This is a genomic window from Catelliglobosispora koreensis DSM 44566, assembly GCF_000379685.1.
GTDB lineage: Bacteria > Actinomycetota > Actinomycetes > Mycobacteriales > Micromonosporaceae > Catelliglobosispora > Catelliglobosispora koreensis.
Genome location: NZ_KB903261.1, coordinates 279,446 through 305,668 on the forward strand (window position 1 = coordinate 279,446; position 26,223 = coordinate 305,668).

22 protein-coding genes and 1 pseudogene are annotated in these 26,223 nt (G+C 63.8%); 16 read left to right on the forward strand and 7 right to left on the reverse strand.

The window, feature by feature from the left end; translation table 11 throughout:
- Positions 1 to 447, reverse strand: coding sequence for a DUF5318 family protein (locus A3E1_RS0120575; RefSeq protein ID WP_020522685.1), 447 nt, complete (start codon positions 445 to 447; stop codon positions 1 to 3).
- A gap of 155 nt (positions 448 to 602) precedes the next feature.
- On the opposite strand from A3E1_RS0120575, the gene A3E1_RS0120580 reads away from it, so the two are divergent.
- Genes A3E1_RS0120580 through A3E1_RS0120610 form a run of 7 tightly spaced genes read left to right on the forward strand, consistent with a single transcriptional unit; the run spans position 603 to position 6,733 of the window.
- Positions 603 to 1,184 carry a PadR family transcriptional regulator gene (locus A3E1_RS0120580; protein WP_020522686.1) on the forward strand — a complete coding sequence of 194 codons (582 nt, stop codon included), beginning with the start codon at positions 603 to 605 and terminating at the stop codon, positions 1,182 to 1,184.
- Between the two features lie 20 nt (positions 1,185 to 1,204).
- Positions 1,205 to 2,284 carry an inositol-3-phosphate synthase gene (locus A3E1_RS0120585; protein WP_026208650.1) on the forward strand — a complete coding sequence of 360 codons (1,080 nt, stop codon included), beginning with the start codon at positions 1,205 to 1,207 and terminating at the stop codon, positions 2,282 to 2,284.
- Positions 2,285 to 2,341: 57 nt separating this feature from the next.
- Positions 2,342 to 2,806 (forward strand): DUF6584 family protein, encoded by a 465-nt coding sequence (locus A3E1_RS41245; RefSeq protein WP_157631639.1) that lies wholly within the window; start codon positions 2,342 to 2,344, stop codon positions 2,804 to 2,806.
- A gap of 51 nt (positions 2,807 to 2,857) precedes the next feature.
- Positions 2,858 to 3,355: a DUF6584 family protein gene (locus A3E1_RS44935; RefSeq protein ID WP_157631640.1), complete on the forward strand. Its 498-nt coding sequence runs from the start codon at positions 2,858 to 2,860 to the stop codon at positions 3,353 to 3,355.
- Positions 3,356 to 3,390: 35 nt separating this feature from the next.
- Positions 3,391 to 3,885, forward strand: coding sequence for an NfeD family protein (locus A3E1_RS0120600; protein ID WP_020522690.1), 495 nt, complete (start codon positions 3,391 to 3,393; stop codon positions 3,883 to 3,885).
- Between the two features lie 4 nt (positions 3,886 to 3,889).
- Positions 3,890 to 5,365: a flotillin family protein gene (locus A3E1_RS41255; RefSeq protein ID WP_020522691.1), complete on the forward strand. Its 1,476-nt coding sequence runs from the start codon at positions 3,890 to 3,892 to the stop codon at positions 5,363 to 5,365.
- A 42-nt stretch (positions 5,366 to 5,407) separates the two neighbouring features.
- Entirely contained in the window at positions 5,408 to 6,733 is a 1,326-nt protein-coding gene (locus A3E1_RS0120610; protein WP_020522692.1) for an MFS transporter, read from the forward strand.
- On the opposite strand, the gene A3E1_RS0120615 is transcribed toward A3E1_RS0120610, so the two are convergent.
- Entirely contained in the window at positions 6,728 to 8,155 is a 1,428-nt protein-coding gene (locus A3E1_RS0120615) for a CCA tRNA nucleotidyltransferase (RefSeq protein WP_020522693.1), read from the reverse strand. The two genes, A3E1_RS0120610 and A3E1_RS0120615, sit on opposite strands and share 6 nt — an antisense overlap.
- A gap of 67 nt (positions 8,156 to 8,222) precedes the next feature.
- On the opposite strand from A3E1_RS0120615, the gene murJ reads away from it, so the two are divergent.
- Entirely contained in the window at positions 8,223 to 9,956 is a 1,734-nt protein-coding gene (gene murJ / locus A3E1_RS0120620; protein ID WP_020522694.1) for a murein biosynthesis integral membrane protein MurJ, read from the forward strand.
- On the opposite strand, the gene A3E1_RS0120625 is transcribed toward murJ, so the two are convergent.
- Positions 9,953 to 11,473: a helicase HerA-like domain-containing protein gene (locus A3E1_RS0120625; RefSeq protein WP_020522695.1), complete on the reverse strand. Its 1,521-nt coding sequence runs from the start codon at positions 11,471 to 11,473 to the stop codon at positions 9,953 to 9,955. The two genes, murJ and A3E1_RS0120625, sit on opposite strands and share 4 nt — an antisense overlap.
- 128 nt (positions 11,474 to 11,601) lie before the next feature.
- Here A3E1_RS0120625 and A3E1_RS41260 point away from each other — a divergent pair, with 128 nt between their 5' ends.
- The 6 genes from A3E1_RS41260 to A3E1_RS0120655 all read left to right on the forward strand — a co-directional run bounded on the left by A3E1_RS41260 (position 11,602) and on the right by A3E1_RS0120655 (position 17,131).
- Positions 11,602 to 13,065, forward strand: a complete 1,464-nt coding sequence (locus tag A3E1_RS41260; RefSeq protein WP_020522696.1) for a protein kinase family protein — start codon at positions 11,602 to 11,604, stop codon at positions 13,063 to 13,065.
- Positions 13,062 to 13,670, forward strand: coding sequence for an RNA polymerase sigma factor SigM (gene sigM / locus A3E1_RS0120635; protein ID WP_020522697.1), 609 nt, complete (start codon positions 13,062 to 13,064; stop codon positions 13,668 to 13,670). Before A3E1_RS41260 ends, sigM begins: the two co-directional genes overlap by 4 nt.
- Positions 13,667 to 14,500 carry a hypothetical protein gene (locus A3E1_RS0120640; RefSeq protein WP_020522698.1) on the forward strand — a complete coding sequence of 278 codons (834 nt, stop codon included), beginning with the start codon at positions 13,667 to 13,669 and terminating at the stop codon, positions 14,498 to 14,500. Before sigM ends, A3E1_RS0120640 begins: the two co-directional genes overlap by 4 nt.
- 96 nt (positions 14,501 to 14,596) lie before the next feature.
- A complete protein-coding gene (gene trxB, locus A3E1_RS0120645; protein ID WP_020522699.1) occupies positions 14,597 to 15,520 on the forward strand; it encodes a thioredoxin-disulfide reductase in 924 nt (307 codons plus the stop codon).
- 15 nt (positions 15,521 to 15,535) lie between these two features.
- On the forward strand, positions 15,536 to 15,859 hold the full coding sequence (gene trxA / locus A3E1_RS0120650) for a thioredoxin (RefSeq protein WP_020522700.1): 324 nt from the start codon (positions 15,536 to 15,538) through the stop codon (positions 15,857 to 15,859).
- Between the two features lie 129 nt (positions 15,860 to 15,988).
- On the forward strand, positions 15,989 to 17,131 hold the full coding sequence (locus A3E1_RS0120655) for an N-acetylmuramoyl-L-alanine amidase (protein ID WP_020522701.1): 1,143 nt from the start codon (positions 15,989 to 15,991) through the stop codon (positions 17,129 to 17,131).
- Here A3E1_RS0120655 and A3E1_RS0120660 read toward each other — a convergent pair.
- Positions 17,120 to 17,791: an N-acetyltransferase gene (locus A3E1_RS0120660; protein WP_026208652.1), complete on the reverse strand. Its 672-nt coding sequence runs from the start codon at positions 17,789 to 17,791 to the stop codon at positions 17,120 to 17,122. The two genes, A3E1_RS0120655 and A3E1_RS0120660, sit on opposite strands and share 12 nt — an antisense overlap.
- A 93-nt stretch (positions 17,792 to 17,884) precedes the next feature.
- Here A3E1_RS0120660 and A3E1_RS41265 point away from each other — a divergent pair, with 93 nt between their 5' ends.
- Positions 17,885 to 19,144, forward strand: coding sequence for an aminotransferase-like domain-containing protein (locus A3E1_RS41265; RefSeq protein ID WP_020522703.1), 1,260 nt, complete (start codon positions 17,885 to 17,887; stop codon positions 19,142 to 19,144).
- Complete coding sequence (locus tag A3E1_RS0120670; protein ID WP_020522704.1) at positions 19,141 to 20,079, forward strand: D-alanine--D-alanine ligase family protein; 939 nt, start codon at positions 19,141 to 19,143, stop codon at positions 20,077 to 20,079. The genes A3E1_RS41265 and A3E1_RS0120670 overlap by 4 nt, the downstream gene beginning before the upstream one ends.
- 8 nt (positions 20,080 to 20,087) lie before the next feature.
- Here the strand turns inward: A3E1_RS0120670 and A3E1_RS41270 are convergent.
- The 3 genes and pseudogenes from A3E1_RS41270 to A3E1_RS0120685 form a co-directional block, all read right to left on the reverse strand.
- Positions 20,088 to 20,660, reverse strand: a pseudogene (locus A3E1_RS41270) (hypothetical protein); the annotation flags it as partial.
- 3,569 nt (positions 20,661 to 24,229) lie between these two features.
- The gene (locus tag A3E1_RS0120680; protein WP_020522706.1) at positions 24,230 to 24,898 is read right to left on the reverse strand and encodes a class I SAM-dependent methyltransferase; all 669 of its coding nucleotides are present in this window, start codon (positions 24,896 to 24,898) and stop codon (positions 24,230 to 24,232) included.
- A 65-nt stretch (positions 24,899 to 24,963) separates the two neighbouring features.
- The gene (locus A3E1_RS0120685; protein WP_245571284.1) at positions 24,964 to 25,347 is read right to left on the reverse strand and encodes a nuclear transport factor 2 family protein; all 384 of its coding nucleotides are present in this window, start codon (positions 25,345 to 25,347) and stop codon (positions 24,964 to 24,966) included.
- Positions 25,348 to 26,223: the final 876 nt, after the last annotated feature.

Below are 26,223 nucleotides of genomic sequence, written 5' to 3' on the forward strand. Positions count from 1 at the left end.
TCACACCGTTCCGGTCGGGGCATTCGTCAGCCGCGGCGGGGCCTCGCGGAGATCAAGCGGAGCAGCGGCAGGGGCCACTGATTTACCCATAAGATACTGCTCCACCAGGTGGTTCCAGTTGCAGCGTCTACACACTTCCACCACAAACACCTGGAACTCAGCGAGCGTATCTGCTAGAGCGGCCAGCTCAGCACGCCTGCGTGCCTGGCCAGCGGAGTGCTTGAGTTGATCACCGTAGATGTAGTGCACGTGCGTCACGAACTCACGCCGGCAGATAGGGCACCGCTTCTCCGTGGTCTCACCGTGAAACCGGGCGGCGCTTCGCAGATAGGGCGAGGCGTCACAGACCTCAAACGTGCCTACCCGCCCGGCATAGACCTCACGCAGCAGCGCTCGCCGTTGAAGCGAGTAGTCGATCGACTTGTGCTGCGGCTGGGTCACACGCATGCATGCAGGGTAACGGGTCAGCCTGGAGACCGCGATGTCCGTCACTGAGCGTGATCAAGGCCATGCTCCGTGCGGGGATTGCGCGAAGCTAACGCAGCGTTCTAACGTAACGATGTATCGAGCCGATACATCGCGCTAGACGAAGGAGGTGACTCGTGCTGGACCTGGCCATTCTGGGACTGCTGCAAGAGTCGCCTATGCATGGCTATGAGCTGCGCAAACAGCTCAGCACCAAACTCGGGACCATTCGGGCGGCCATTAGTTACGGCTCGCTTTACCCCACTCTGCGCCGGCTTCAAACCGCGGGCTGGATCGCTGAAGCTGGCGAAACTCCGGCAGATGACGAAGCCGTTCCTCCGCTCACGAGCCGCCGGGGTCGCGTGGTCTACAAAATTACCGCCGAGGGCAAAGAGCGCTTTCAGGATCTTCTGGCGCAAGTTGGCCCAGAAGCCTATGAAGACGCCGCTTTCGGTGTTCATTTCGCCTTCTTTGCCCGCACCGATGTCGAAGTCCGGTTGCGGATCCTCGAAGGCCGCCGCCGCAAGATCGAGGAACGCCGTGAAGGGTTCCGCGACGTGCTCGGCCGGGCGGCCGAACGACTCGACGCCTACACCCTCGAACTTCAGAAGCACGGCCTAGAGGCGGCGGACCGCGAAGTCCGCTGGCTCGAAGAGCTGATCGCTAACGAACGGAAGAACAGCCAGAACCCGCCTGCGGACAACCCGTGGCGGCCATGAAGAAAAAGGAGGCACCCACGATGGGTTCCGTCCGTGTCGCCATCGTCGGCGTTGGGAACTGTGCTTCGTCCCTGGTTCAAGGGGTTGAGTACTACCGCGGCGCCGACCCGTCCCAGCGCGTGCCTGGACTCATGCACGTTGAGTTCGGCGGTTATCACGTCCGCGACGTCGAGTTCGTAGCAGCGTTCGACGTCGACGCCAAGAAGGTTGGCCGTGATCTCGCCGAGGCCATCGTCGCCAGCGAGAACAACACCATCAAGCTCTGTGACGTGCCGCCAGCGGGCGTGACTGTCCAGCGTGGACCGACGCTTGACGGCCTGGGGCAGTACTACAGCGAGATCATCGAAGAATCCGATGAGGCTCCGGTCGACGTCGTTAAGGTGCTCAAGGACGCTAGGGCCGATGTGGTCGTCGCGTACCTGCCGGTGGGCTCGGAGGACGCCGCCAAGTTCTACGCCCAGGCCGCGATCGACGCTGGCTGTGCCTTCGTCAACGCGCTTCCCGTTTTCATCGCCTCAGACCCGGTGTGGGCACAGAAGTTCACCGACGCCAATCTGCCGATCGTTGGTGACGACATCAAGAGCCAGGTCGGCGCCACGATCATCCACCGGGCGCTGGCCAAGCTGTTCGAAGACCGTGGTGTCGAACTGCTGCGCACCTACCAGCTCAACTTCGGCGGAAACATGGACTTCATGAACATGCTGGAGCGCAAGCGCCTGCAGTCCAAGAAGATCTCGAAGACCCAGTCGGTGACTTCGCAGATTCCGCACGAGGTCGCCAAGGGCGATGTCCACATCGGACCGTCTGACCACGTGCCGTGGCTCGACGACCGCAAGTGGGCTTACATTCGCTTGGAAGGCCGTGCTTTCGGTGATGTTCCACTTAACGCGGAACTGAAGCTGGAAGTGTGGGACTCACCCAACTCAGCCGGTGTCATCATCGACGCCGTGCGGGCCGCGAAGATCGCACTCGACCGGAAAGTGGGCGGTCCGTTACTCTCCGCATCCAGCTACTTCATGAAGTCGCCGCCGGTGCAGTATTCCGATCACGACGCTCACGAGGCGGTCGAGGCTTTCATCACTGGAAACGTTGATCGCTGAACACGGAATGTCACTATGCCCTGGATCTGATCAATCGATCCAGGGCATAGTGTTTTCATGGCTAAGTCGAATTTGATGGATCGGGTGGCCTATGACCTGGCCAAAGGTCATACACACCCGGCAAAGCAGCGGTTACATAGCCTCATCGCCGCTCACCCCAACGATTTGGATCTACGCCGTCAGCTGGCCGAGATCTATAGGCAGACCGGCGACCTGGTGGAAGCGGGCCGCTGGTCCTATTTAGACGAAAGCGCCGACGAGGCAGAACTCGCCGCGTTTGAAAGGGCCTTCCCCCTCGCGAGCCGCCGTGCCGCCCTTCGCTGGCCGGACGGCGCACTCGCCCCGACAGACTGGGTGCGCGATCGCCTTGCGGCATTGCCCCTCACTGAACCAAAATCAGCCGCAACGGTGCGGCCGCGCATCTCGATCCGGCTCAGCTGGGGACGCCTCGCCGTCGCAGCCGTCGTTTGTGGACTTTCGCTTCTAGGCGTCTACACAATCGTGGATGGATTCTTGCGCTAATAATGTGAATGATGGGTTTACTTCCGCTCACTCCTCATTGAGGATCGTCACGTGGCGAAAGCGGACGTTCTAGCCCGGGTACGCGCGGACCTTGCCGCAGGACATACCCATGTGGCGATACAGAGGTTGCGAACGCTGCTTGCCACGCTGCCGGACGATCTTGAAATCAGATCGCTCCTAGCTGGCGTGTACCGGCAGACGGGCAACCCGGTTGAGGCAGGACGATGGGGCTTCCTGACCGAGGACGTGCGTGCTGATGAACTAGCGGCTTATGCCAAGGCCAACCCGGATCCCTGGCAAAGGCTGCGGCTACTGCATTTCACGGGTGACCCGACCGGCCTGTCGAGCGAGGTTTCCGAACGGCTGATCCAGCTGGCCGATGAGGCCCAGCGCTCCGGGCCGCCGACCCGATGGGGTGGCGACTACCGCCCACCGCCACCCTCCCATGGCGTCACCTGGCCATGTCTGTTCACGATCATCGCGCTTGTGCTGGTCACAGCGATGGCCGGAGTGGGCGTGATTAAGCTCATCGGCTGGATCGTGGACTAGCGGGCACTTGCCAGGCCCGTCTACCGTGTCGGGGCGTGACCCTCGCCACGATCATCTTTCTCAGCATCGGCGCCTTCGCCATCATCATCGCCGCGTTGGCGATGTTCGGCGGGAGCTTGTTCGATATCGGTGACGGCCTTTTCTCTGTCGAAGCCATCGCGGCTTTCTTCGGTGGATTCGGCTTTAGCGCGGCCGCGGCTAATGAATTGTTCGGCGCTTCGATTGGCGCCTTTGGCGCGGCTGGCATCGGCATCATCGTCGCCGTCCCGGCGGCGTTGCTGGCGACCCGGTTCATGACGCGCATGAGCGAAATGCCGACCGACGCCACACCGACGGCGGCCGACCTGGCCGGTGCGCGAGGCGTTGTGGTCACCCCGATCCCGGCCGGTGGCTTCGGCGAAGTCCGGGTCCGGGTGGGTGGGCAGCCAATGAAGCTGTACGCCCGGGCGTCCAATCCCATTGCTCTCGGCGCCGCGGTGGTTGTCACCCAAGCGCTTAGCGAGACCAGCGTTCTAGTCACGGAGGAATGAAACTTTGTCACCCCTCATCATCGCGGGGGCGGGGGGCGCCCTATTCGTCCTGCTCCTAAGCCTTTTCGTCGTATCACGCATCAAGGTGGCCGGTCCCAACGAGGCCTTCATCGTCACCGGCCGCAAGGGAAAGCGGATCGAATCCGCTGACGGCGTCCGTTCACATGACAACTCCGGCCAGAAGGTCGTCATGGGAGCGTCTGTCTTCGTTCTGCCCGTCGTGCAGAAGATGCAAGTTATGGATCTGTCCAGCCGCCGGATCCACGTGGAGATCACGGGGGCGGTCAGCAAGCAGGGCATCAGGGCCAATCTGCAAGGGGTGGCCATCGTCAAAGTCGGCGGCACCGAGGACGCCATCCGCGCCGCGGCTCAGCGATTCCTGCACCAGCAGGCTGAAATCGAGGAGTTCACGCGCGAGGTGCTCGCGGGTTCACTGCGCTCGATCGTGGGCCGCCTGACCATCGAGGAGATCATCCGGGACCGGGCCGCCTTCGCGAGCAATGTCGCCGAGGAAGCCGAGCACTCGATGACCAACCAGGGTCTGGTACTCGACACCTTCCAGCTGCAGGACATCGTCGCCGAGGGTTCCTACCTCCAGGACCTCGGACGCCCGGAAGCCGCTCGCGTGCTTAAGGACGCCTCGATCGCCGAAGCGCGGGCTCGTCAGGCCGCCGAGCAGGAGCGGTTGCTGGCGGAGGAAGCCATCGCGGTCGCCCAGCGGGCACTCGCCCTCAAGCAGGCCGAGATCCAGGCTGAGATCGACGCGGCCAAGGCACGGTCAGCGGCGTCTGGTCCGCTCGCCGAAGCCGAACGGCAGCAAGCGATTCTGACCGAGCAGCAGCGCGTGGCGGAACGCAACGCCGAGCTTAAGGAACGTCAGCTCGACACCGAAGTCCGCAAGCCCGCCGACGCCGCACGGTACAAAGTGGAGCAGGAAGCCGAAGCCGCCCGTAACGCGGCGATCCTGGAAGCCGACGCTCGCCGTCAGGCGACAATCGCGGCCGCACAGGCCAACGCTGAGCAGGCCAAGCTGACCGGTGAAGGTGAGCGGGCCCGCCGTGCGGCACTCGCCGAGGCCAATGCCATCGAAGGTGCCAAGGAAGGTGAAGCGGAGCAGCGCCGCAGGACCGCGATCGCTGACGCCCTGGAGCGTGAAGGCCAGGCCGAAGCCACGGCGATCCTCGCCAAGGGACAGGCCGAAGCCGAGGCGCTGCAGCGCAAGGCGGAAGCCTTCGCCCAGTTCAACGAGGCCGCGGTGCTCGACTTGCTGGTCCGGATGCTGCCTCAGGTGGTGGCCGCCGCCTCTGAGCCGATGCGCAACATCGACAAGCTGACCGTGATCTCCACCGATGGCGCCAGCTCGCTGACCAAGTCGGTGGCGAACAACGTCGCTCAGGGACTTCAGCTGGGCACCGATCTCACAGGGATCGACCTTCCCGCATTGCTCTCGCGGGTTACCGCACCTAAGCCGACGGAGTAAGCGAACGGGCACGACCCCACCTTTGCCACGTAAGGTGGGGTCGTGCCGCAGACCGTGATCTCAGCCACCCCCGGTTCCAGGGCGATCCTTGCCAGTTCAGGGTTCCGGCGGCTCCTCGCGGTGCGGTTAAGCAGTCAGCTCGCCGATGGGTTCTTTCAGGCGGGGCTTGCGGGCTCGATTCTGTTCAATCCCAACCAGAAGACGAGCCCTGTTGAGATAGCGATGGGCTTTGCCGTCCTGTTGCTGCCTTATTCGATTCTTGGCCCCTATGTTGGGGTGCTTCTGGACCGCTGGGATCGCCGGGCTTCCTTGTCGGTGGCCAACCTTGCCCGGGCTTTCTTCGTCATCCCGGTCGCGATCTTGTTATGGCACGGATCACACGACCTGTGGTTCGCGGTCAGTGCACTCATGGTTATCGCGATCAACCGGTTCGTTCTAGCCGGTTACTCCGCAGCGCTTCCTCGCGTGGTGGCCGATGAAAAACTGGTTCCAGCGAACGCTCTTGCCGCGACGCTTGGCACCGTTTGCTATTCGATCGGCTTGTTTAGCTCCACCGCCATCGTGGGCTTGAATCTCATTGGCGCCGGAGAACACGGCTACGGACTGATCTCGGCTGGCGGTGCGGTCGGCTACGCCGCCGCTGGCGTGCTGGCCTGGACGATGTTTCGCCGCGAAGAGCTAGGTCCACTGGAGCACGAAAAGCACACCGGCAAGCTTTCCCGGGCTGTCGTCGAGGTCGCTCAGGGCATGGTGGCCGGGGGCAAGCATCTTTACGGAAAGCGCAAAGCCCTGCGGGCCATGACGTTGCAGGCGCTCTACCGCGGCCTTTATGGCGTGCTCACGCTCGCGACACTATTGCTTTTCAGCCAGTACTTCGGGCACAACGCCAGCGCCGCGCAATCGCTCGGTGACCTTGGCATCGTGGTCATCGCCGGAGCTGCTGGAGCCGCATTGGCCGCCGTCGTCACCCCGCCCGCGGTTCGCCGTTTCGGCCCTGGGCGCTGGCTAACGGGGCTCGTGTTCGCGGTTGGCTTGGTCGTGCTCGTCTGCGGGCTGCCCTTCGCGAAGATCCCGCTCGTGGCCGCGGCATTCCTGATCAACGTGGCGTCTCAGAGCATGAAGATCATTGTGGACGCGACGATTCAGCACGAGTGCGAAGACACCTACCGTGGGCGGATCTTCAGCATCAACGACACCGCTTTCAACATGTTCTTCGTGTGCGGGCTGTTCGTCGCCGCGACGACCTTCCCCGCCAACGGCAAGTCTGTCGCGGGGCTGTTGTCTGTCGCGTTGGGATTCATGGCGCTTTCGGCTTGGTACGCCTATATCCGCAGCCGCACGGAAGCGGCCCCGGTCACGACGTCATAGTCCCTGGCTCGCTGCCCACGCCTTGAGCTCGGCTTCGGCGTCCTCCCGTGACAGCGGTCCCCGTTCCAGGCGCAGTTCCTTCAGATGTGCCCACGCCTTGCCGACGATCGGCCCAGGCGGGATCCCGAGCAGTTCCATGATCGCGTTGCCGTCAAGGTCGGGCCGCACCCGGGCCAGGTCTTCTTCAGCGGCGATCCGAACGATCCGTTCCTCAAGCGCGTCATAGTCGGCCGCGAGCGCGGCGGCTTTGCGCTTGTTGCGCGTCGTGCAGTCCGATCGCGTCAGCTTGTGCAGCCGGGAGAGCTGATCTTCGGCATCGGTCACGTAGCGCCGGACGGCCGAGTCGGTCCACTCGCCCCGGCCGTAGCCGTAGAAGCGAAGGTGCAGCGCGACCAGCTTGGTTACTGGGCCGATGATGTCCTTGGGGTATTTCAGTTCCTTGAGCCGGGCTTTGGCCATCCGCGCCCCGACCAGTTCGTGGTGATGGAAGCTGACCCCACCGTCGCGGCCAACCGCTTTCGTGGCCGGCTTGCCGATGTCGTGCAGCAAGGCGGCCAGCCGCAGGATCAGGTCGGGACCACCGTCAGCGGTGTCATAGGCGACCGCGTTGCTGACCACCTTGAGCGTGTGCTCGTAGACGTCTTTGTGCTGGGCGTGCTCGTCGATCTCCAGTCGCAGGCCGGTCAGCTCAGGCAGGAAGATGTCGGCCAGGCCCGTGTCGGCAAGCAGGCGAAGCCCGGTCACGGGATCAGTGCCGAGCATGAGTTTGCTGAACTCGTCGCGGATCCGCTCGGCCGTGATGCGGCTCAGGTCGCCAGACATCTCGCTCATGGCCTTGAGGACATCGAGGCCGGGAACGAACTCCAGCTGGGCGGCGAAGCGCGCGGCGCGCAGCATGCGCAGCGGATCGTCGCCGAAGGACATCGCCGGTGGCCCAGGGGTCCGAATGACTCGTGCCGCCAGATCTTCCAAGCCGCCGAACGGGTCGGTGAACTGGTGTCCAGGCAGACTGACGGCCATCGCATTGATCGTGAAATCACGCCGTAGCAGGTCGTCGTGCAGCGAGATCCCGTAGCGGACCGTCGGGTTGCGGCTCCCGCCGTCGTAGGCCTCGGCTCGATAGGTCGTGACCTCTAGGCGCAGGCCATGTTTCTGGAACCCGATCGTCCCGAAATCACGGCCGGTCTCCCAGGTCGCTTCGGCCCAGCCTTTGATGATGGCGAGGGTTTGTTCCGGGTGGGCGTCGGTGCAGAAGTCAAGATCGTCACCGAGCCTCCCGAGGAGGGCATCGCGGACAGAGCCACCAACGAGGTGCAGCTCGTGACCGGCTTTGGCGAAACGGCGGCCGAGCTCGTCGGCGACAGGGGAAACCCGCAGGAGTTCGGCGACAGCGTTGCGCTGGGCTTCGGATAGGCGTGACATCGGAAATCAAGGCTACCGGCCACGATGGCCGATCCGCCGTTGGGTTAACTGCACTAATGTGCAGGGCATGAATCCCCCCGAGCATCGCCCTCGGCACTCGGCAGAGCACCTGACCGAACCGACCGCGCTGCTTCCCGTCGTGGAAGCCACGGAACCAGCTTCGGTGCCGGTGCCGGTGCCCGAGTCAGATCCCGAGCCCGAAGGCTCCGGCGCGGCACGCAACTCGGCGATCATGGCGGTCGGTTCGCTCGTGAGCCGGGGCACAGGGTTCATCAGGACAGCCGTAATGGCGATGGCCCTCGGTGGCTCGCTCGTCGGCAACGCTTACACGACAGCACAGTTCTTCCCCGGGATGATCTATGAGCTGCTCGTCGGCGGGATCATGTCCAGCGTTCTCGTCCCAATGCTGGTCAAGGCACGCAAGAAGGACGCGGACAAAGGCGAGTCCTACACGCAGCGCCTGCTGACGCTGAGCTTCATCGTGCTCGGGATCACAACGTTGCTGGCGGTCATTTGCGCGCCGCTCCTGGCGTTCGCCTACGCCAGTGAAGCGAGCGATGCCTCCAAGCACGTGATCACGATGCTGTCCTATCTGATGCTCCCGACGATCTTCTTCTACGGTCTGTCGGGGCTCTGTGGGGCGATCCTCAACGCGCGGCACAGCTTCGCCGCTCCTATGTGGACGCCGATCCTCAACAACATCGTGGTCATCGCGACCGGCATCTTCTACATGGTCACGTTCGGGACCGGCCAGATCGATCCGGAGGACATGACCCCAGGGCGGATTCTGGTCCTCGGCGGCGGATTCCTGCTCGGCATCCTGACGCAGGCGTTCGGTCTCTTGCCCGCCCTGCGAAAGACCGGCTTCCGGTTCAAGTGGCGCACCGACTTCCGCCAGCTGGGCTTGCGTGAGCTTGGCACCGTCGGTGGCTGGATGTTCTGCTACGTCATCGTCAACCAGCTCGCCTTGATAATGCTGGTCAACCTGCTCAACCGCGGCGGCGACGGCGACGCCGGACCGATGATCTACAACAACGTGTTCTTGCTGCTGATGATGGCGCACGGCATCGTCGCGGTTTCCGTGATCACGGCACTTCTTCCGCGCATGTCGGCGGCAGCCATCGACGGCCGCGCCGGGGAGATCGCCAATGATTTGAGCCAGGGCATCCGCATGGTCACGGTGCTCCTCGCGCCGATCGCGGTCATCTACACCGTGCTCGCTTTACCCATCTCGGTCGCGTTGTTCCAAGGCTTCGCCTTCACCCCCGAGAACTCTGAGGCCAGCCAGAACGTGCTCATGGTCGCCGGCCTGACACTCGTGCCGATGTCGGTGAGCCAGCTGTTCAACTTCACCTATTACTCCCTACAGGACACCAAGACCCCGGCGCTGATCAACCTGCCGGTGGTGGCGCTGCGGCTGTCCGTTCAGCTGGCCTGGTTCGCCACGTTCGCGATCTCCGCCACGGCGATGGGCATGATGGTCGGCAATGGAGTGTCCTTTGTGCTCGCGGCGCTGCTGTCCGGCATGTTGCTGCGCCGGCGCATTGGCCGCATCGGGCTCAAGAGCATCACCACGACCGGGATCAAGGTCCTCGTCGCTTCACTTGCCGCCGCGGCGGCCGGCATCGGCGCGATGAAGCTGCTGACCCCGGACGGGACCCTCGGCAAGGGCATGGCTTTCGTGCTCGTGATCGTCGGCGGTGCCGTGATCGGTGGCGTTTACCTCATCGTGGCGCGCTTACTGCGTACCCGCGAGATTGAAGATGTCTTTGGATTGATCCGCCGCAAGATCGGGCGCTAACGCTTGCGGGTGCCGAACACCGACCGGATCAGTTGAGTCGCCGACGCGGTGAGAATGCTCTTGGTCGTGCTTGAGCCGAGAATCTGTTCCGCGAGGCCCTTCTCGGCTTTGGCCGAGGTACGCCGTTGCGGCGCGGCTTTAGGCTGCGGCTCCGCCTGCGCTTGTGCTTCGGCTTGCTGCTGCACCCGGCTCGCCAGCATCTCGTAGGCGGACTCGCGGTCCACTTTCTCCGAATACTTGGGATAGAGGTAGGACCCACCGACCATGGCGGCCATGACGTTGGGCTCGATCGCGGCCATCATCGACTCGGGAGCGCGCAGACGTGTCCACGCGACGGGAGTCGGGGAGCCCTTCTCATTCAGCACCGTGATGATGGCTTCGCCCGTGCCGAGCTGGGTGAGCACCTTCTCCAAGTCATAGTCCGAGTGCGGGAAGGTTGAAGCGGTCGCCTTCAAGGCTTTCGCGTCATCGGGAGTGAACGCGCGCAGAGCGTGCTGGACGCGGTTACCGAGCTGAGCCAGCACGTCGGGGTGAACGTCCTTCGGGGTCTGCGTAACGAAGAACACACCGACGCCTTTGGAGCGGATGAGGCGGACGGTCTGCGTGATCGACTCCAGGAACTGCTTCGAGGCGTCCTTGAATAGCAGGTGAGCTTCGTCGAAGAAGAACACCAGCTTTGGTTTGTCCAGGTCACCCACCTCAGGCAGGCTCTGGAACAGCTCGGCGAGCATCCACATGAGAAATGAGGAGAACAAGGCTGGCTGCTGCACGACCTCTGGCAGCTCAAGCAACGTGACGACGCCTTTGCCATCCCCGGTCGTACGCAGCATGTCGTTGATGTCGAACTCGGGTTCGCCGAAGAACGCGTCGGCCCCCGCGTCGGAGAAGGCGATGAGGTTGCGCAACAGGACGCCAGCGGTCTGCTTGGACAGCCCGCCGATCGTCTTGAGTTCCTCTTTTCCTTCGTCTGACACGAGGTAGTTGATGACCGCCCGCAGGTCGTTGAGGTCGACTAGCGGGAGTCCTTTCTGGTCAGCGAAGTGGAAGACCAGGTTGAGCGAGGACTGCTGGACGTCGCTGAGATCGAGCACTTTGGACAGCAGCAGCGGGCCGAAGTCGGTGACCGACGCCCGAACCGGGACACCTATTCCTTTGCCGCCGAGTGTCAGGAACTCGCAGTAGTAGGCGGTCGGGGTCCACTTCTGGCCCATCTCACCCATGCGCTCGGTGATTTTGGCGTTCTGCTCACCGGGCTGGGACATGCCAGCGACGTCGCCTTTGATGTCAGCCAGGAACACCGGCACCCCTTGGGCGGCCAGCTGTTCGGCCATGACCTGCAAGGTTTTGGTCTTGCCGGTACCGGTGGCTCCCGCGACCAGGCCATGCCGGTTTATCAGCGAGAGCGGGATCTTGATGGGGGTTTCGGGGTCAGCCTTGCCATCGACGACGAGGGCGCCAAGATCAAGCGCGGGCCCGGAAAACGTGTAACCCGCTCGGATCGCTTCTACATCAACCACGTTGTTTAGTATCCAGAACGCTTCCGTAAGGCGGATGAGTTCTCGCGAATTCGCCTAAGGCAGGTAAGGTCAGTCATCGGCAGAGCTTTGCCATGCCCGAAACGCGACTTGCACCTTAGGGAGGATGGGTGACCCAGGTCGGCGACGGTCCCGCGCCTGTTACGGCTGCGGGAGATCTGCTCGCTGAGCGCTACCGGCTGGAGCGGCACATCAACGATGACAGCGCTGGACGGCAAGTCTGGCGTGGAGTTGATGTCGTGCTGCGCAGGCCGGTCGCTGTCGTGATGCGTGCTCCGGGGGGCGACGCCGCGGAAGAGATGCTCTCTGCCGCCGTGACGGCTAGCCGGGTAAGCCATTCGAACCTCATCGGTGTTTACGACGCGATCGACGAGGGCTTCCGCGCTTTCGTGGTCCGTGAGTGGATCGAAGGATCCGCCTTACGTGACATGGTCACCGAAGAAGAGCCGCTCGACCCCGACCGCACCACGTCGGTGCTGCACGCGGTCGCCTCGGCGCTCAGTGCCCTGCACGCCAGCGGCATGGCGCACGGCAACATCCACCCAGGCACCATTCTCGTCGGCAACGATGGCCGGATCGTCCTTACCGACGCCCGGGTCGATGCCAGCACCAGCCCGGAAAGCGACGTACGCGCGCTGGGCGCCTGTGGTTACTTCATGCTGACCGGCCACTGGCCCTGGGAAGGCGGGCGTGCCCCGTCGGCATTGCCCGATGGCCGCCGTGACGCGGCCGGAACCCTTGCCGCGCCTCGTCAGGTGCGCGCTGGAGTGCCGTCCTATCTCGACGATCTGATCATGGACTTGCTCAACCTTGAGCTGTCCTTGCCGACAGCGGCTGTGCTGTCAGCTGAGCTAGCCCGGCTGGATCTGGGTGAGCAAGGCTTCTTCGGGTCTGGCGGGACGCTCGGTTTCGCTGACGAAGGCACCACCGCTGAGCCTTCCCGCACGCCGACACCGCGACTCGTCGCGATCGGCGGCACGGCGCTGGCCCTGGTCATCACGGGTCTCGTGCTCGGAGTGAAGGCGCTCAACGCCAAGGCCGATCCGCAGAACCCGCCAGCGTCCATTTCGGCCACTCCGAGCATCAAGGGCCAGACCGAAACGCTCAAGCTGACTCCTGCGCAAATCCGCATCGTCGATCCCAAGGGCGACCGGCAGGAAACCAAGAACGCCGAGAACGTCATCGACGGCGACATCAAGACCACCTGGAAGACCAACGGCTACACCAAGGCCAACTTCGGTGGTTCCAAAGACGGCATGGGCATCTTGATCAGCCTCGACAAGCCCGTCAACGTGGCCAGCGTGAAGCTTCAGCTCGCCCTCGGCGGAGCGGCCGTGGAACTGCGAACCGGCCACGTGTCTGGCGAAGCCAACTCGGCCGGAGACACCGCGATCGTCACCAGCTATGAGCGCCTCGGCAACGTGCAGACGTCGACCGGCACCACGGTCGTCTTCCCGGCCGGCATCGAGACGCAGTACCTGCTGATCTGGTTCACCGAGCTGCCCCTTGCCGACCAGGCTTCAGAGCACCCCTACCGGATATCTGTTCAGGAGATCTCGGTCGAGGTGCAGTGACCACGACGCCGGAGGAACGCAGCGACTCAGATCTCCTGCTAGCCCACGCCGCAGGGGAGCCGCAGGCGTTTGCCGAGCTGTTCCGCCGGCACCGCGACAGGCTGTGGGCGGTCGCGCTGCGCACCACCGGCGACCGGGAAGACGCGGCCGACGCACTGCAGGAGGCGATGCTGTCCGCGCACCGGGCGGCTGCCCGCTTCCGGGGCGAATCAGCCGTCACGACCTGGCTGCACCGCATCGTCGTCAACGCGTGTGTCGACCGCCTACGACGCCGGCAAGCGCAGAAGACCGTTCCGCTGCCGGGTTCTGACACCGATGACTACCGCGAGCCAGCCGCGCCCGCCACCGACCACGACACCACCATGACCGTCCGCCAGGCACTCCAGCAGCTGCCCTACGACCAGCGCGTATCGCTCGTGCTCGTGGACCTTGAAGGGCACTCGGTCGCCGAAGTGGCCGGGATGCTCGGCGTCGCCGAGGGGACCATTAAGAGCCGTTGCTCGCGCGGACGGGCGAGACTTGCAACACTTTTGGGCCACCTACGCAACCCAGACTCCTCCAGCTCCGTCCCACCTGGGAAATCACCATCGGGAGGACACCTGTGAGCGCGCCTGTGGACCACGAACTGCTCGCTGACTACGTCGGCGGCGCGCTCGAGGGCACCCCGGAAGCGGAACGGGTCGGCGCACTGATCGCCACCTCACCAGCCTGGCGTGCGGCAGCCGACGAGCTTACGGCCGCGCTTGGTGCGGTTTCCGAAGATCTTCAACACCTCAGTGGGTACTCCGAAAGCATGCCAGCCGATATCGCGGCTCGCTTTGACGATCTTTTCGCCTCACCGGCCATGGCGCCCAAGCCATCACCGGCGAGGGACCCCCTGGCCGAGCGTCGCGTGCAACGTTCCAGCTCCGCTGCTCGCCGCACGAGTTGGCGCAAGTGGACAGTGCCCGTCGCCGCGATGGCGGTCGCGGCGGCCGGGTTCTTCGTGTTCCAAACTGGACTGCTGCCACAGCAAGACAGCGGCGGCAACATGACGGCGGAAAAAGCGGTCGACACCTCGGCCCCAGGCGCCGCCGAAGACAGTGCGGGCACACCGCCGACCGTCTCAAGTGGACGCGACTACAGCCGGCAAACCGTGACACAGCAGCCAGTCGCTCCGGCGGTTGAGCCGCAGCGCTCCGGTGGGGAAAAGCTGAATGTGCCGCGCACGTTCGGCAGTGCCGCGTCAGCGAGCCCGGTCAACCTGAAGGCCTGCCTGGCTGAAGTCGCCAAGGTGATTCCAGGAGTGGTTACTCTTGTCGATTACGCCTCGTTTGAGGGACAGCCCGCTCTCGTGATCTCCATCACGTCGGGCGCGCAGCGATGGGTGTTCGTCGCGGGTCCCAGCTGTGGCATTAACGGTGCGCACGAGCTCTTCCGCACGCCACTTAAGTGAGCTGACGCACGGCTGGCGCTTAAGTGGAATCTAGGCTCCGTACGATGACGTTTCAGCCTGCGACAGGGCGCTGAATCCATCTGAGAAGGACCTAACGTGGAAGACGTCCGAGACCTGATCATTATCGGCTCCGGCCCGGCGGGCTACACCGCCGCGGTTTACGCTGCCCGGGCCAACCTCAAGCCCCTGGTTATTGAAGGTGTGGAGTCCGGCGGTGCGCTGATGACGACCACCGAAGTCGAAAACTTCCCCGGCTTCCCCGACGGGATCATGGGGCCGGAACTCATGGACCAGATGCGCAAGCAGGCTGAGCGTTTCGGGGCTGTTTACATCACCGACAACGCCAGCCGCGTCGCGCTAGACGGTCCGGTAAAGAGCGTCTGGGTCGGCGAGACGGAATACCGTGCACGTGCCGTCATCCTCACCACCGGCTCGGCCTGGCGACACCTCAACGTGCCGGGCGAGGACGAACTGCTGGGACATGGCGTGTCCTCGTGTGCGACCTGTGACGGCTTCTTCTTCCGTGGGCACAACATTGTCGTCGTGGGCGGCGGCGACTCTGCCATGGAGGAAGCGACCTTCCTGACGAAGTTCGCCGAGAGTGTGACGATCATTCACCGGCGCGAGGAGTTCCGGGCCAGCAAGATCATGGCCGAGCGGGCTCTGTCCAACCCGAAGATCTCCGTCGCCTGGAACAGCGTGGTGGAGGAGATCCTCGGCACTGATGGCAAGGTCTCCGGGGTACGTGTGCGTAACCTGAAGACAGAGGAAACATCCGTGCTCGATGTGACGGGTGTCTTCGTCGCCATTGGCCACGACCCCCGCAGTGAACTTTTCCGTGGCCAGGTTGACATGGACGCCGACGGTTACATCAAGGTTTCGGCCCCGTCGACCGCGACCAACATCACCGGTGTTTTCGCTGCCGGCGACCTTGTTGATCACACCTATCGCCAAGCGATCACGGCAGCCGGAACCGGTTGCGCCGCGGCGCTTGACGCCGAACGTTTTCTCGCCCACTGAAAGAGGAGGCACCTCATGGGAGCTGCGAAGGCAGTTACTGACGATTCATTCGTCAGCGACGTTTTGCAGTCAGACAAGCTCGTTCTCGTTGACTTCTGGGCTGAATGGTGCGGACCGTGCCGCAAGGTCGCCCCAGTCCTTGAAGAGATCGCCAACGAGATGGCAGACAGAGTCACCGTGGTGAAGCTCGACATCGACGCCAACCCGGAAACCGCCCGCGCTTATCGCGTCATGTCGGTGCCGACCCTGACCATTTTCAAGCAAGGCAGGCCGGTGCAGTCGGTGGCGGGCGCGAAACCAAAGGCGGACATCGTGCGTCTCATCGAGGCAGCCCTGTAACTCGCGCACTCTGCGATTGGCCGCGCGGCGCTCCGGTGCCGGCGCGGCCTTCTTGTGGGGCCCACTGGTGCCTTCGGCACGGTAGGCTCCTGTGGCATTTGTGTGGTTTCCCCACCCTGGAGGTCAGCGGTGCGTTCGATCCGTCGCGGTGAGCAGGGCCCCGCCGTCACCGAGATCCGATCGATCTTGGTCACCCTTGGCCTGCTCTCGTCATCGGCAGACGATCTGTTTGACGAGTCTGTCGAGCGTTCCGTCAGGGTCTTTCAGCAACAGCGTGGACTTTCCGTCGACGGCTCCGTCGGCGATGAAACCTGGCGGGCCCTTGATGCCGCTCGCTGGACCCTCGGCGCCCGCACTCTCGACTTCAGTGTCAACAATCCGCTCCACGGCGACGACGTTCGCCAGCTGCAGGAACGACTGCTGGAGATGGGATACGACGTGGGCCGCCACGACGGCATCTACGGTGCCCGCACGGCCCGTGCCGTCAGTGCCTTCCAGCGCGAAGTGGGCCTTTACCCCGACGGTGGGTGCGGTCCGCACACGCTGGCCGCGCTGCGGCGCCTGGGACGCAAAGTCACCGGCGGATCGCCCCAGAAACTCCGCGAGGAACAACTGTTCCGCCAATCTGGCCCGTCGCTCGTCGGGCGGCTCATCGTCATCGACCCGGGTCACGGCGGCAACGACCTTGGCGTCGTCGTTCCCGATGGGCCGTTGCGGTGGACCGAGTCTGACATCGCGTTCGACTTGGCTTCCCGCCTGGAGGGCCGGCTCGCCGCGGCGGGGATGCGGGTGCACTTGACCCGTGGGCCACTGGCCACCGAAGCACCATCTGATCTGGACCGAGCCCAGCTCGCCAACGACCTTCAGGCCGACCTGCTCATCTCGTTGCATGTGGACGGACACGCCAACTCGCTGGCCGAAGGTGTCGCCGCCTACCACTACGGCACGGACAACGGCGTGACCTCAACGATGGGGGAGCAGCTCGCCGGGCTCGTGTTGCGGGAGATCGTCGCGCGCACCGGCATGCGCAACTGCCACGTTCATGCCAAGACCTGGGACCTGCTGCGCTACACGAGGATGCCCGCCGTCCGGGTCGACATCGGTTACTTAACCTCGCCCGTCGACCGCAAACGTCTCATCGACCCCATGTTCCGTGAACGGGTCGTCGAGTCGATCATCGCGGCGGTCCAGCGGATGTATTTCCCGTCCGAAATGGACGTCAAGACCGGCATGATCGACGTCAGCGCGATCCGGCTCGCCCTATCCCAGTGATCGCGTCGCTGGCCGGGCCGGCCTGAGTAAACCTTCGGGCGTCATCGAGCCGAGCAGCTTCTCCAGCGCGTATTCCACATCGGACTTCCACGACAAGGCTGTCCGCAGATCCATCCGTAACCGCGGGAACCGGGGATGTGGCCGGACCGTCTTGAACCCCACCGCCAAGAAGAAGTCAGCCGGAGCCAGGCACATCGTCTGCTGATGCTTGTCGTCATCCTCTGAGTGATCGCCGAACTTGGCGTCACCAAAGGCCTCGATCGCCCGAATTCCACGCTTCGTCAGATCCCGGGCCACGCTCTGAATCAGCATGCGTCCTAGGCCGCCACCGGAGAAGCTTGCCACCACGTGAGCCGTCATCAGCTGGACGGCATCGGGGGAGACGGGCGACGTCGGGAAGGCGTTGCCCCGTGGGACATAACTCGGCGGCGCATAAAGCACGAAACCAGCCGGCATGCCGTCAACGTAAGCGATTTTGCCGCACGAGCCCCACTCCAGTAGGGTCTGCGAAACCCATGCTTCTTTCTCGAACCCGGTGTCACCGGAAGCACAGGCCCGCTCAGCGGAGACGGGGTCAAGCTCCCAGAAGACACAACTACGGCAGCCCCGGGGCAGATCCTCCAGGGTGTCCAAGGTCAGGTTCACCATGCGGCGCGACAAAAGCGACCCCCTTCAGCGCGCGACCCAACTCACTGACTCTACTCCTTGATAACCGATAGGATCGAGAACCTCACGGCTTTGTTGGGAGCTGGCATGACCGGTGGCACGACACTCGACGACTACACGGATCGCTATGCGCACCGCGTGAGCGGAATGACCGCATCCGAGATCCGGGCACTGTTCGCCGTCGCCAACCGCCCAGAAGTCGTGTCACTCGCCGGAGGGATGCCATACATCTCCGCGCTGCCCCTCGACACCGTCGGCAGCATGATCGGTGAACTCGTCGCCTCCCAGGGCGCCTCCGCGTTGCAGTACGGGCTGGGTCAAGGCATGCCTGAGCTCCGCGAGCGCATCTGCGAGCTGATGGCTGACGTCGGCATCGACGTGGGCATGGGAGCTTCTCCCGACGACGTCGTCGTGACCGTGGGCGGTCAGCAAGCCCTCGACCTCGTCGCCCGGCTGTTCCTCGACCCAGGCGACGTCGTGCTCGCTGAAGGCCCGACCTACGTTGGCGCCCTCGGCGTGTTCCAAGCCGCGCAGGCTCAGGTCGTGCACGTGCCCATGGACGAAGACGGCCTCATCCCGGCCGCGCTTTCCGACGCTCTGCTGGAGCAGCAGCGCTTGGGCAAGCGGGTGAAATTCCTCTACACCATCCCGACGTACCAGAACCCCGCCGGCGTGACACTGACCGACTCACGTCGTGAGCAGGTCTTAGACATCTGCGAGCGGGCCGGCCTGCTCGTGATCGAGGACGACCCCTACGGTCGGCTCAGCTTCGACGGCGAGGCTCCGCTGCCTTTGCGCGCCCGCCGCCGCGAAGGAGTTTTCTACCTCAGCACGTTCTCCAAGACCTTCGCCCCTGGACTGCGGGTCGGCTGGATCCTTGCTCCGCACGCGGTGCGCGACAAACTCGTGATGACGACCGAGGCCAACATCCTGTGCCCGTCCAACTTCGCGCAGTCGGTCATCACGGCTTATCTGAGCACGATGCCGTGGCGGGAACAGCTCAAGGCGTACCAGCAGATTTATGCGGAAAGACGCGACGCGATGCTGAGCGCTCTGGCGGACCTGATGCCCGACGGCATGTCTTGGACCCACCCGAAGGGTGGTCTGTTTGTTTGGGCGACGCTGCCGGACGGCCTGGACGCGAAGGACATGGTGCCGCGGGCGATCGCTGGCCGCGTCGCTTACGTTCCTGGCAATGGCTTCTATGCTGATGGCACCGGCCGGCAGAACATGCGGTTGAATTTCTCGTATCCCACTCCAGAACGCATTCGCGAAGGAGTGCGCCGGCTCGCCGGTGTGATCGAGCAGGAAGCCGCGATGCGCGCCGTCTTCAATGGAGAGTTGTGAACGTTCTCGTTCTTGCCGGGGGATTGTCTTACGAGCGGGACGTGTCGCTGCGGTCTGGCCGCAGAGTCACCGATGCCCTTCTCGGCGCTGGTGTCGAAGCTGAAATGCGCGACGCTGACGTCAGCTTGCTGCCCTCGCTATCGGCCGATCCGCCGGAAGCTGTGTTCATCGCGATGCATGGTGCCGAGGGCGAAGACGGTTCGCTACGTGGTGTGCTGGAGTTATGCGACGTTCCCTACGTCGGAGCTGACGCGCGCGCGTCGCGGCTCGCGTGGGATAAGCCCTCCGCCAAAGCCGTTTTGCGTGAAGCCGGCATCTCGACGCCAGACTGGGTCGCCTTGCCACATGACAGGTTCTCTGAGCTCGGCGCCATCGCCGTCCTCGACCGCATCGTCCGCCGCCTGGGCTTGCCGCTCATGGTTAAGCCTGCTCAAGGCGGCTCCGGCCTCGGTGCCACGGTGGTCAAGGACGCCTCCGAGCTCCCGGCCGCCATGGTGGGCTGCTTCGCTTATGACCAAACAGCATTAATCGAGCGGTACGCCGAAGGTGTGGACATCGCGGTGTCCATCCTGGACACGGGAGACGGCCCAGTCACGTTGCCACCTGTGGAAATAGTCCCGAGCAACGGGATCTACGACTACGCCGCGCGTTACACAGCCGGTCTTACCACGTGGCATTCGCCCGCCCGGCTGTCGCCGTCAGTGACTTCAGATGTTCTTAAGGTTGCGCTCGCCGCGCACGAGGCGCTGGGTTTGCGCGATCTGTCCCGAGTAGACCTCATCGTCACACCAGATGGTGACTGCACGGTGCTGGAAGTCAACGTCTCACCCGGATTGACCGAGACCTCGCTGCTGCCAATGGCTATTCAAGCCGCCGGCCTCGATCTGGGCGAGGTGCTCGCCCAGATCGTGCGGCGTGCCGCGGTGCGCGTCTAGTCGTCAGACAGTTTCGACGGCGCTTGCCATTCGATTTTGGGTGGCTGGGCTATCGCGTCGCCACCAAACTCAGCGAGCCAGGCAGCGATCATGCTCAAGTCTTCCTTCCACTGCGCCTCAGGGATCGGCGGCATGATGTCATCCCACATCGGCAGGAACGTGCCACGAAGCTGAAGCTGCCCCTTGGGGCGCGCCATGAACCACAGGTGCAGGTGCGCGGCACCGTCACCCCAGCGGTAGACGTGCACACGTGCGACGTTGTCGAGCGAACGCATCGCGCGCTCCACGCGGACAGTCATGACGCCTAGCTCAGCAGCGAGCAGGTTTGGCAGGTCGCCTAGGTCCAAATGCGAGCGCGGCTCCAGCAGCAGCACCATAGGCAAGCCGGTCGGCTTGTCGAGGGAACGCACACGCCAGCGCTCATTGACCCAAACGTAGTCGGAATCGGGTGCCTGGCATGCCGCACATTCGGCAACGTCTTCACCTTTGCGGGGTGGCTCAGTCTCGACCGGTGGCTCTAGAGCCTTGATCTTTAGGTCGCCTTCGAAGGGGAAAGATGGCCAAGCCGTAAAGGCCGGCAACTCGGGGGCGGGGGGAGTTGAGGAGTCAGCCACCAGCAGAATCTAGTCCACCCCAAGGGGCTGTGAACATAGCCGGTACCCCCTGTGGATAACTTTGTGGATAGCCGTAACCGATTTGCCGACCGGCGGGTGCCTGCGGAAGAACACACATGTTGTTTGGCTTGGTGGCCAGCGGTTTACTGCGGCGGTACTGCCCGTTTCACGTGAAACATGACCGTCGGGCGCCTGTGGATAACTCTGTGGGTAGAGCGCTGGTCTTGCTTAAGTGAACCTGAAGTCCGAGGTTGCTGTTTGGCGTCGGTTTTACAGTTCGTGCGTTGTGAGCTGGTAGTTCTTTCACCCGCTGCCGTTGTGGGGTCCGCGTTTCACGTGAAACGGGCGACGCTCGTCGTCCACAGGGCGTGTTGTGGACAATGCTCTCCGCACGCTTGGAGGGTGTGGATAAGGTGCCAGCGGCTGTGGATGAGCCTCGCCTTTTGCCTTGGTTGGAGTCGGCAGCATGGCTGTGTTGGCCGGGGTGTGGCGGCGCTCACACTTGGCCTGAGAGTCGTGGTGAGCTGGGCATTTGTGTGCACGGGTCCGGGTAGCTGTCGTGGTTGGCTACGGCCACGGACGTTGGGGCGGGAGTTATCCACAGGCTGTGTGCTCGGCACTGTCACATGGCGCCCGGTTGGTGCTGTCGGTTCAGACGCTCCCGGTTTGCTGGTCTCGCTTGCTGAGTGTGTTTCTCGCGTTGACCATCTCTGGCTTTGTGGGCGGGGGCGTGTCTGGCGTGTGGGTACGGCCTGCTGTCTCAGCGGCTTGCCTGCCGAGTTCGCCGGTCGGTCGGTTGCGGCCCTGGCGCAGATAAGGCCCCGACGAAGGTAAGCCGCTGGCCCGTTGAAGCGCCGCGTTGAGCCGCTGGCCCGTTGAAGCGCCGCGTTGAGCCGCTGGCCCGTTGAAGCGCCGCGTTGAGCCGCTGGCCCGTTGAAGCTTGTTCGCTGGGGGTCGATTTGGAGGGCGTTGTGCTTAGCTCGTCTTTGGACGCTTGATGCTCGAGTTGCGTCGTGCTGTTGGTGGCTCCACTGCAGACGTTTGGTGAGACGCTGCGGTGGGCGTTCGACCTTTGGCGCACGGCGGCTCATTCGAGGCCACGAACGTCGGCGAATCGCTCATGCTCGCCCGCCGACTGGTTGAAGTCAGGCGAAGCCGCAGCTCACAACGTAAGCAAAACTCGGCCTGTGTCCATGACGCTGCCTGCGACGCTTCTACCTCGATTGGCGCCAGGCCCCGCTTACCGTGCTTCTGGAGCCGACCCTCGTTGGCCTCGTGTGACGGCCTGAGATCGCTTGTGGGGCACGAAGTTCGGGTTGAGGTAGCCCGGTCGCTCCGTGGCCCTGTGAAGCGCTGAGCGGCCTTCTGGTGGCGAAGTGCCTTTGTAGCCGCTCGACAGATGGCGTCCAGCGTCTGCTCGTCCATCTTGGACCTGTGCGTGCCTGCATCCACACGTTCTCTGAGCACGCCGCCAGCAAGCGGATCCTCGCGATCCGTTGGGCTATCGCGCCGAAAGTTCCCTGGTCATAACGAACACACAGGCACTGACTGGTCGTCGGCCACGTTCAGGACGTTGGCCTACCAGGGCACTGGACAAGGACGACCTCGAGCTGACCCATGTCAGCGAATGTGGCCTCTGACGGAGATCCCCAGCGATTGACCCTACGGCTTGCTCGTCTCCCTGTGTCGACGAACTCAGCAGCCACGAGCTCACCATATAGTTAACTTACTCGATTCTCTTGCTGAGGGCAGCTTTCTCCGAGTGGCTAGCTTGCTTGGGGAAGCCAGTCAGTTCGCCTGCGAATACGTTCTGGGCTGCGGCGGCAGGGGCTCGGATAGGCGCCACCCGCGATCTCTCCACGGCCAGGCCATCGCGGCAGGACAGGTTATCGGCTGCAGCCAGCTCGCTCGGCGGTGTCGGGCATCACCTCCGCAGACAGGCCATTGCTGCAGGCACATTCTGGGTCGGCTGCGTGCCGGTGCAACTGGCTCGCTCGGTGCTGCCAGCAATACGCCTCCGAACCAGACCATCGTAGAGGCACGTGGACGGTGCCCGAACACCCACCGAAGGCCCCGTTGCTCAGCCTCTCGCGCTGCCACCCTTGCCTCCGCGATCCGCGTGTTCGTCAGATGGGTCGCCAGGCTCAGCCCCCGAAGCCGACCCTGGTTGTCGTCCCGTCTGCGACAGCAATCAGCTAAGCGTCTGTCGGCAGTGGAGATCCTCGACTTTGGTAGCCGACCACGACTGCCTGGGCGTGACCACCGAGTGGAGCCTGCTGCCTTGCCTCGCCCTGCGATTCACGCTCAGCCGAAACAAGCCACGTCGCCATCCGTGTAGCCGCAGCGACGAATCGGCGTGGGTGGCAGCGAATGATGGCCACCGGGGTCAGATTTCCAGATGTCTGCCTATTGCTGGGTAGCGACCGCAGCACGGTGGCGCACCATCTTTTGCTTGGAGTTGGCAGTGGCTGCCGCCGACACAGGGGGAGTGGCAAGTGGCCGCACCACAACAATCGCCGACCTGATGCGAGTCGACCGGTGCTCGACTCGTATCAGGTCGGTGAGCCAGAAGGTGCCCGCTTCATTGGCGCCGGGCTCGCCCCGGAGTGTCTGTGTCGAACCGCCATGCCGTGCCGGAAGCGAATGCAAGGGAGCTACCGGCTGCCTCAACAGCCGACGCCTCCAATGCGGACGCCACAGGCTGAGGAGGCTTCTTTAGCGCCCTGCTGTTCCGCCCGGCTGTGGCCGTGCTCCGCCCCCGCGTGGTGTGGCCTATTCACGCTGTTCCCGTTGCAGTGCCCAGAGGATCAGAACGCGCCCATCGGCCATCGCTCGAAGCATGGGCACGGAGAACTACTCAACAGCGCCGCGGCCAGTCGCATGGTCTCGTGCGGTGCGTAGCCGCCTGGCTTTCACGACATTGGCATGCCGATCGGCCGAGCGGCCCATCGCGCTCGCTGGGTTCTGCTGACTTTGCTGACGCGTAAATGCCGTCGCCCGCCGGGAGCGGGGGAGGGTGCAGGCCTGAGGTCGGCCATCCAAAATCAAAGAGGTGGAAGAGCACCATCTTCGGCCGCCGTTTCGACTTGGCGGAGTCGCTGCGCTGCAGCCGTCAGGTCGGCGCGATGCATCGCGTCGCTAGCTGTGTTGCCTCCACGTAAACCTGTCGGTCATAGCAGCTTGTCGGTGCTCTCCCTGCGGGCAACGTTGCCGACTCCGTGCCCCCACCAAGCAGCCGGGTCGCTTGAGTGCGTCCGACGACCGGGTCAGCTTTACCGTCGTGGGCCTTCGCCGCCAAGAATCGCCTACCAGCTGTCGTCCGACACCGGATCCCCAGAACTCTGGGTGGAGGTAGCCGAGCTACGAGGTTTCCTGGAGTCAGTCCGCTCGTGACAACTGTCTGCGGAGTTGTCTTGTGAACGTCTCGTAGGTCCGCGCCGGGAGTTCGTCCGAAGAGACGTCACCTCACGGCGGGGCTGTCGGGGCGGACGTAATGTCGAATGTTTCACGTGAAACCGCGAGATCAAATCGGTCCATTACTTGCGCGCGACAATGCCGAGCAGATCCGGAACGGTGTCGGGTCGACGGGACTCCTGGACTCGAGTGAGGGTCAGCCCTGCGTCGAGGAAACAGTGGAGAAAGGAGTCGAGGGGCAGATGCCACGCCCCGACTTTCGACCGGACGCCATGCGGAGTGAACGAATCGAACCTCCTACCCAGACGGTCGTAGGTGTGGTCTACGAGAACCTCGGCAGGGTTGGAGCGATCAGCGAAGGCGCCGACGAACGACGGGTGGACGCCAATGTGGACCATCCGTCCGCCGGGCCTGAGCACCCGAGCGGCTTCTCTCACCACGGCGGCGTAGTCCGGCACATCCGTATGGCAAAGGACCGCGGTCACCAAAGACACCGAACTCGACTGCAGTGGCAGGGCAGTGGCATTGGCTTGCGCAACAGGAAACTGACGAGCTGCGTGCCTGAGTTGACCGGCAGACAAGTCGAACCCAATCGGTGTCCATCCAAGCTCCTGAAGCACAACGGTTCGAGCGCCGGTGCCACAACCGATGTCCGCCACGACGGCTGGTTTCTCTGGCGGCGAGCCAACAAGGTCAATCGTTAGCGAGCCCACGAGGTCGTTGTACTCCGAGGTGCCCGTCACCCACTCGGCATACCAGTCGGCGATGTCGTCATAAGCTGCCTTCCCCATCTAGCGATCCTCGCAAAGGGAAGGCAGCAACGCACGCTGCTCACAGCTAAGCCGGACTGCCGCCGTTACCACCGCTCGACGAGATGTTCCCTACCTGTCGGCGGCTCGTATGGCTCGGGCCAGTAGTCCACGATCCGCGTTATCCGGCCCTGGTCTGACAGTTCAAGCCACACGCAGGCTTCCTGAGTTTCGCCATCCACACGTGCTTCCATCAGGACGGCGGCCGTTGGGCCATCGGCCACTAGACGGCGAACGCTCAGGTGCCAGTCGCCCGGATACTCGACGTTGAATTGAAGCAAGGCGCCACGGCCCCGGATCCGTTCGCGTGTCTGTGGCATCTCGTAGACGACGTCTTCGGCGAGCAGATCTGTCAGCCGTCCCCAATCTCGTGCCTCCAATGCGTCGACGTAGGCGGCCGCTACGGCACGGGTGTCCAAGGTGGAATTCATGGCCGAAAGGCTATCCGCCGGCACCGACATTTCCGCGCCTCCTAGTTCGCCGCAGGGAGTGCCAAACGTTCGCGTCTGGAGTCATTTCTCGCCGCCAAATCCGAGTGCCCGAAGGCACAGAGTCTGCGGGAAGTGCGTCCGAAGGGAGCGCCGACTCCTGGGCCCTGTGCCGTCGCTGCCGATGTTTCACGTGAAACATCGGCTCCAGAGCAGAGCATCGAGCGATCTAGCCCCATAGGTAAGACCCGCGGGTCGCTGACGAACGGGCAGGAGGCCCGGCACGCCACAGTCCAGCCCGGGCATCATCGCGTCGCCACATGGGCCTGTGGGCCTTAGGCGCATCGTCCGCGTTGGATGGTGCAGAAGGGACTCGATCGCCGTCGCCGACGCACTCCTGTCGAATCAACCGGGGGGAGTGGGAGCCCGCCCTCCTCGGCTAGCGCCTCCGTGCTGGGACCTCCGGAACGTGCCCGCCAAACTTTCCAGGCACCACCATTCGTCCTCCGGAAAGTTCTGGCGCCGACGAATCGGGCGTCGGGAGCCTCCTTTCCTGGCATCGAAAAGCCGCATCGAGAGCCGGACCCACCGCGAACACCGACCAGAACCCAGCCCGGAAACCGAGGCCCCAGGAGAAGTCCATGAGGTCGGCTGCGCTCCTCCATCCACGAACCGGAGGCGGGATGCGCTACGCCACTGCGGGTGGAAGCCGCTCTTTCGGTAAGCCGGACGACCCGCCCTGCGGTCCCGGAGGCAGGCCAATGACAGATCACGAAGAACGTGCGAGACACTAGGCGCCGACGCCTGCGGCGAGCCAACGACTTGCTCTCGGGGGAGGGTTCCCCGATTTCTGACATCTTGGCTTCGCCCCGTGCTGGC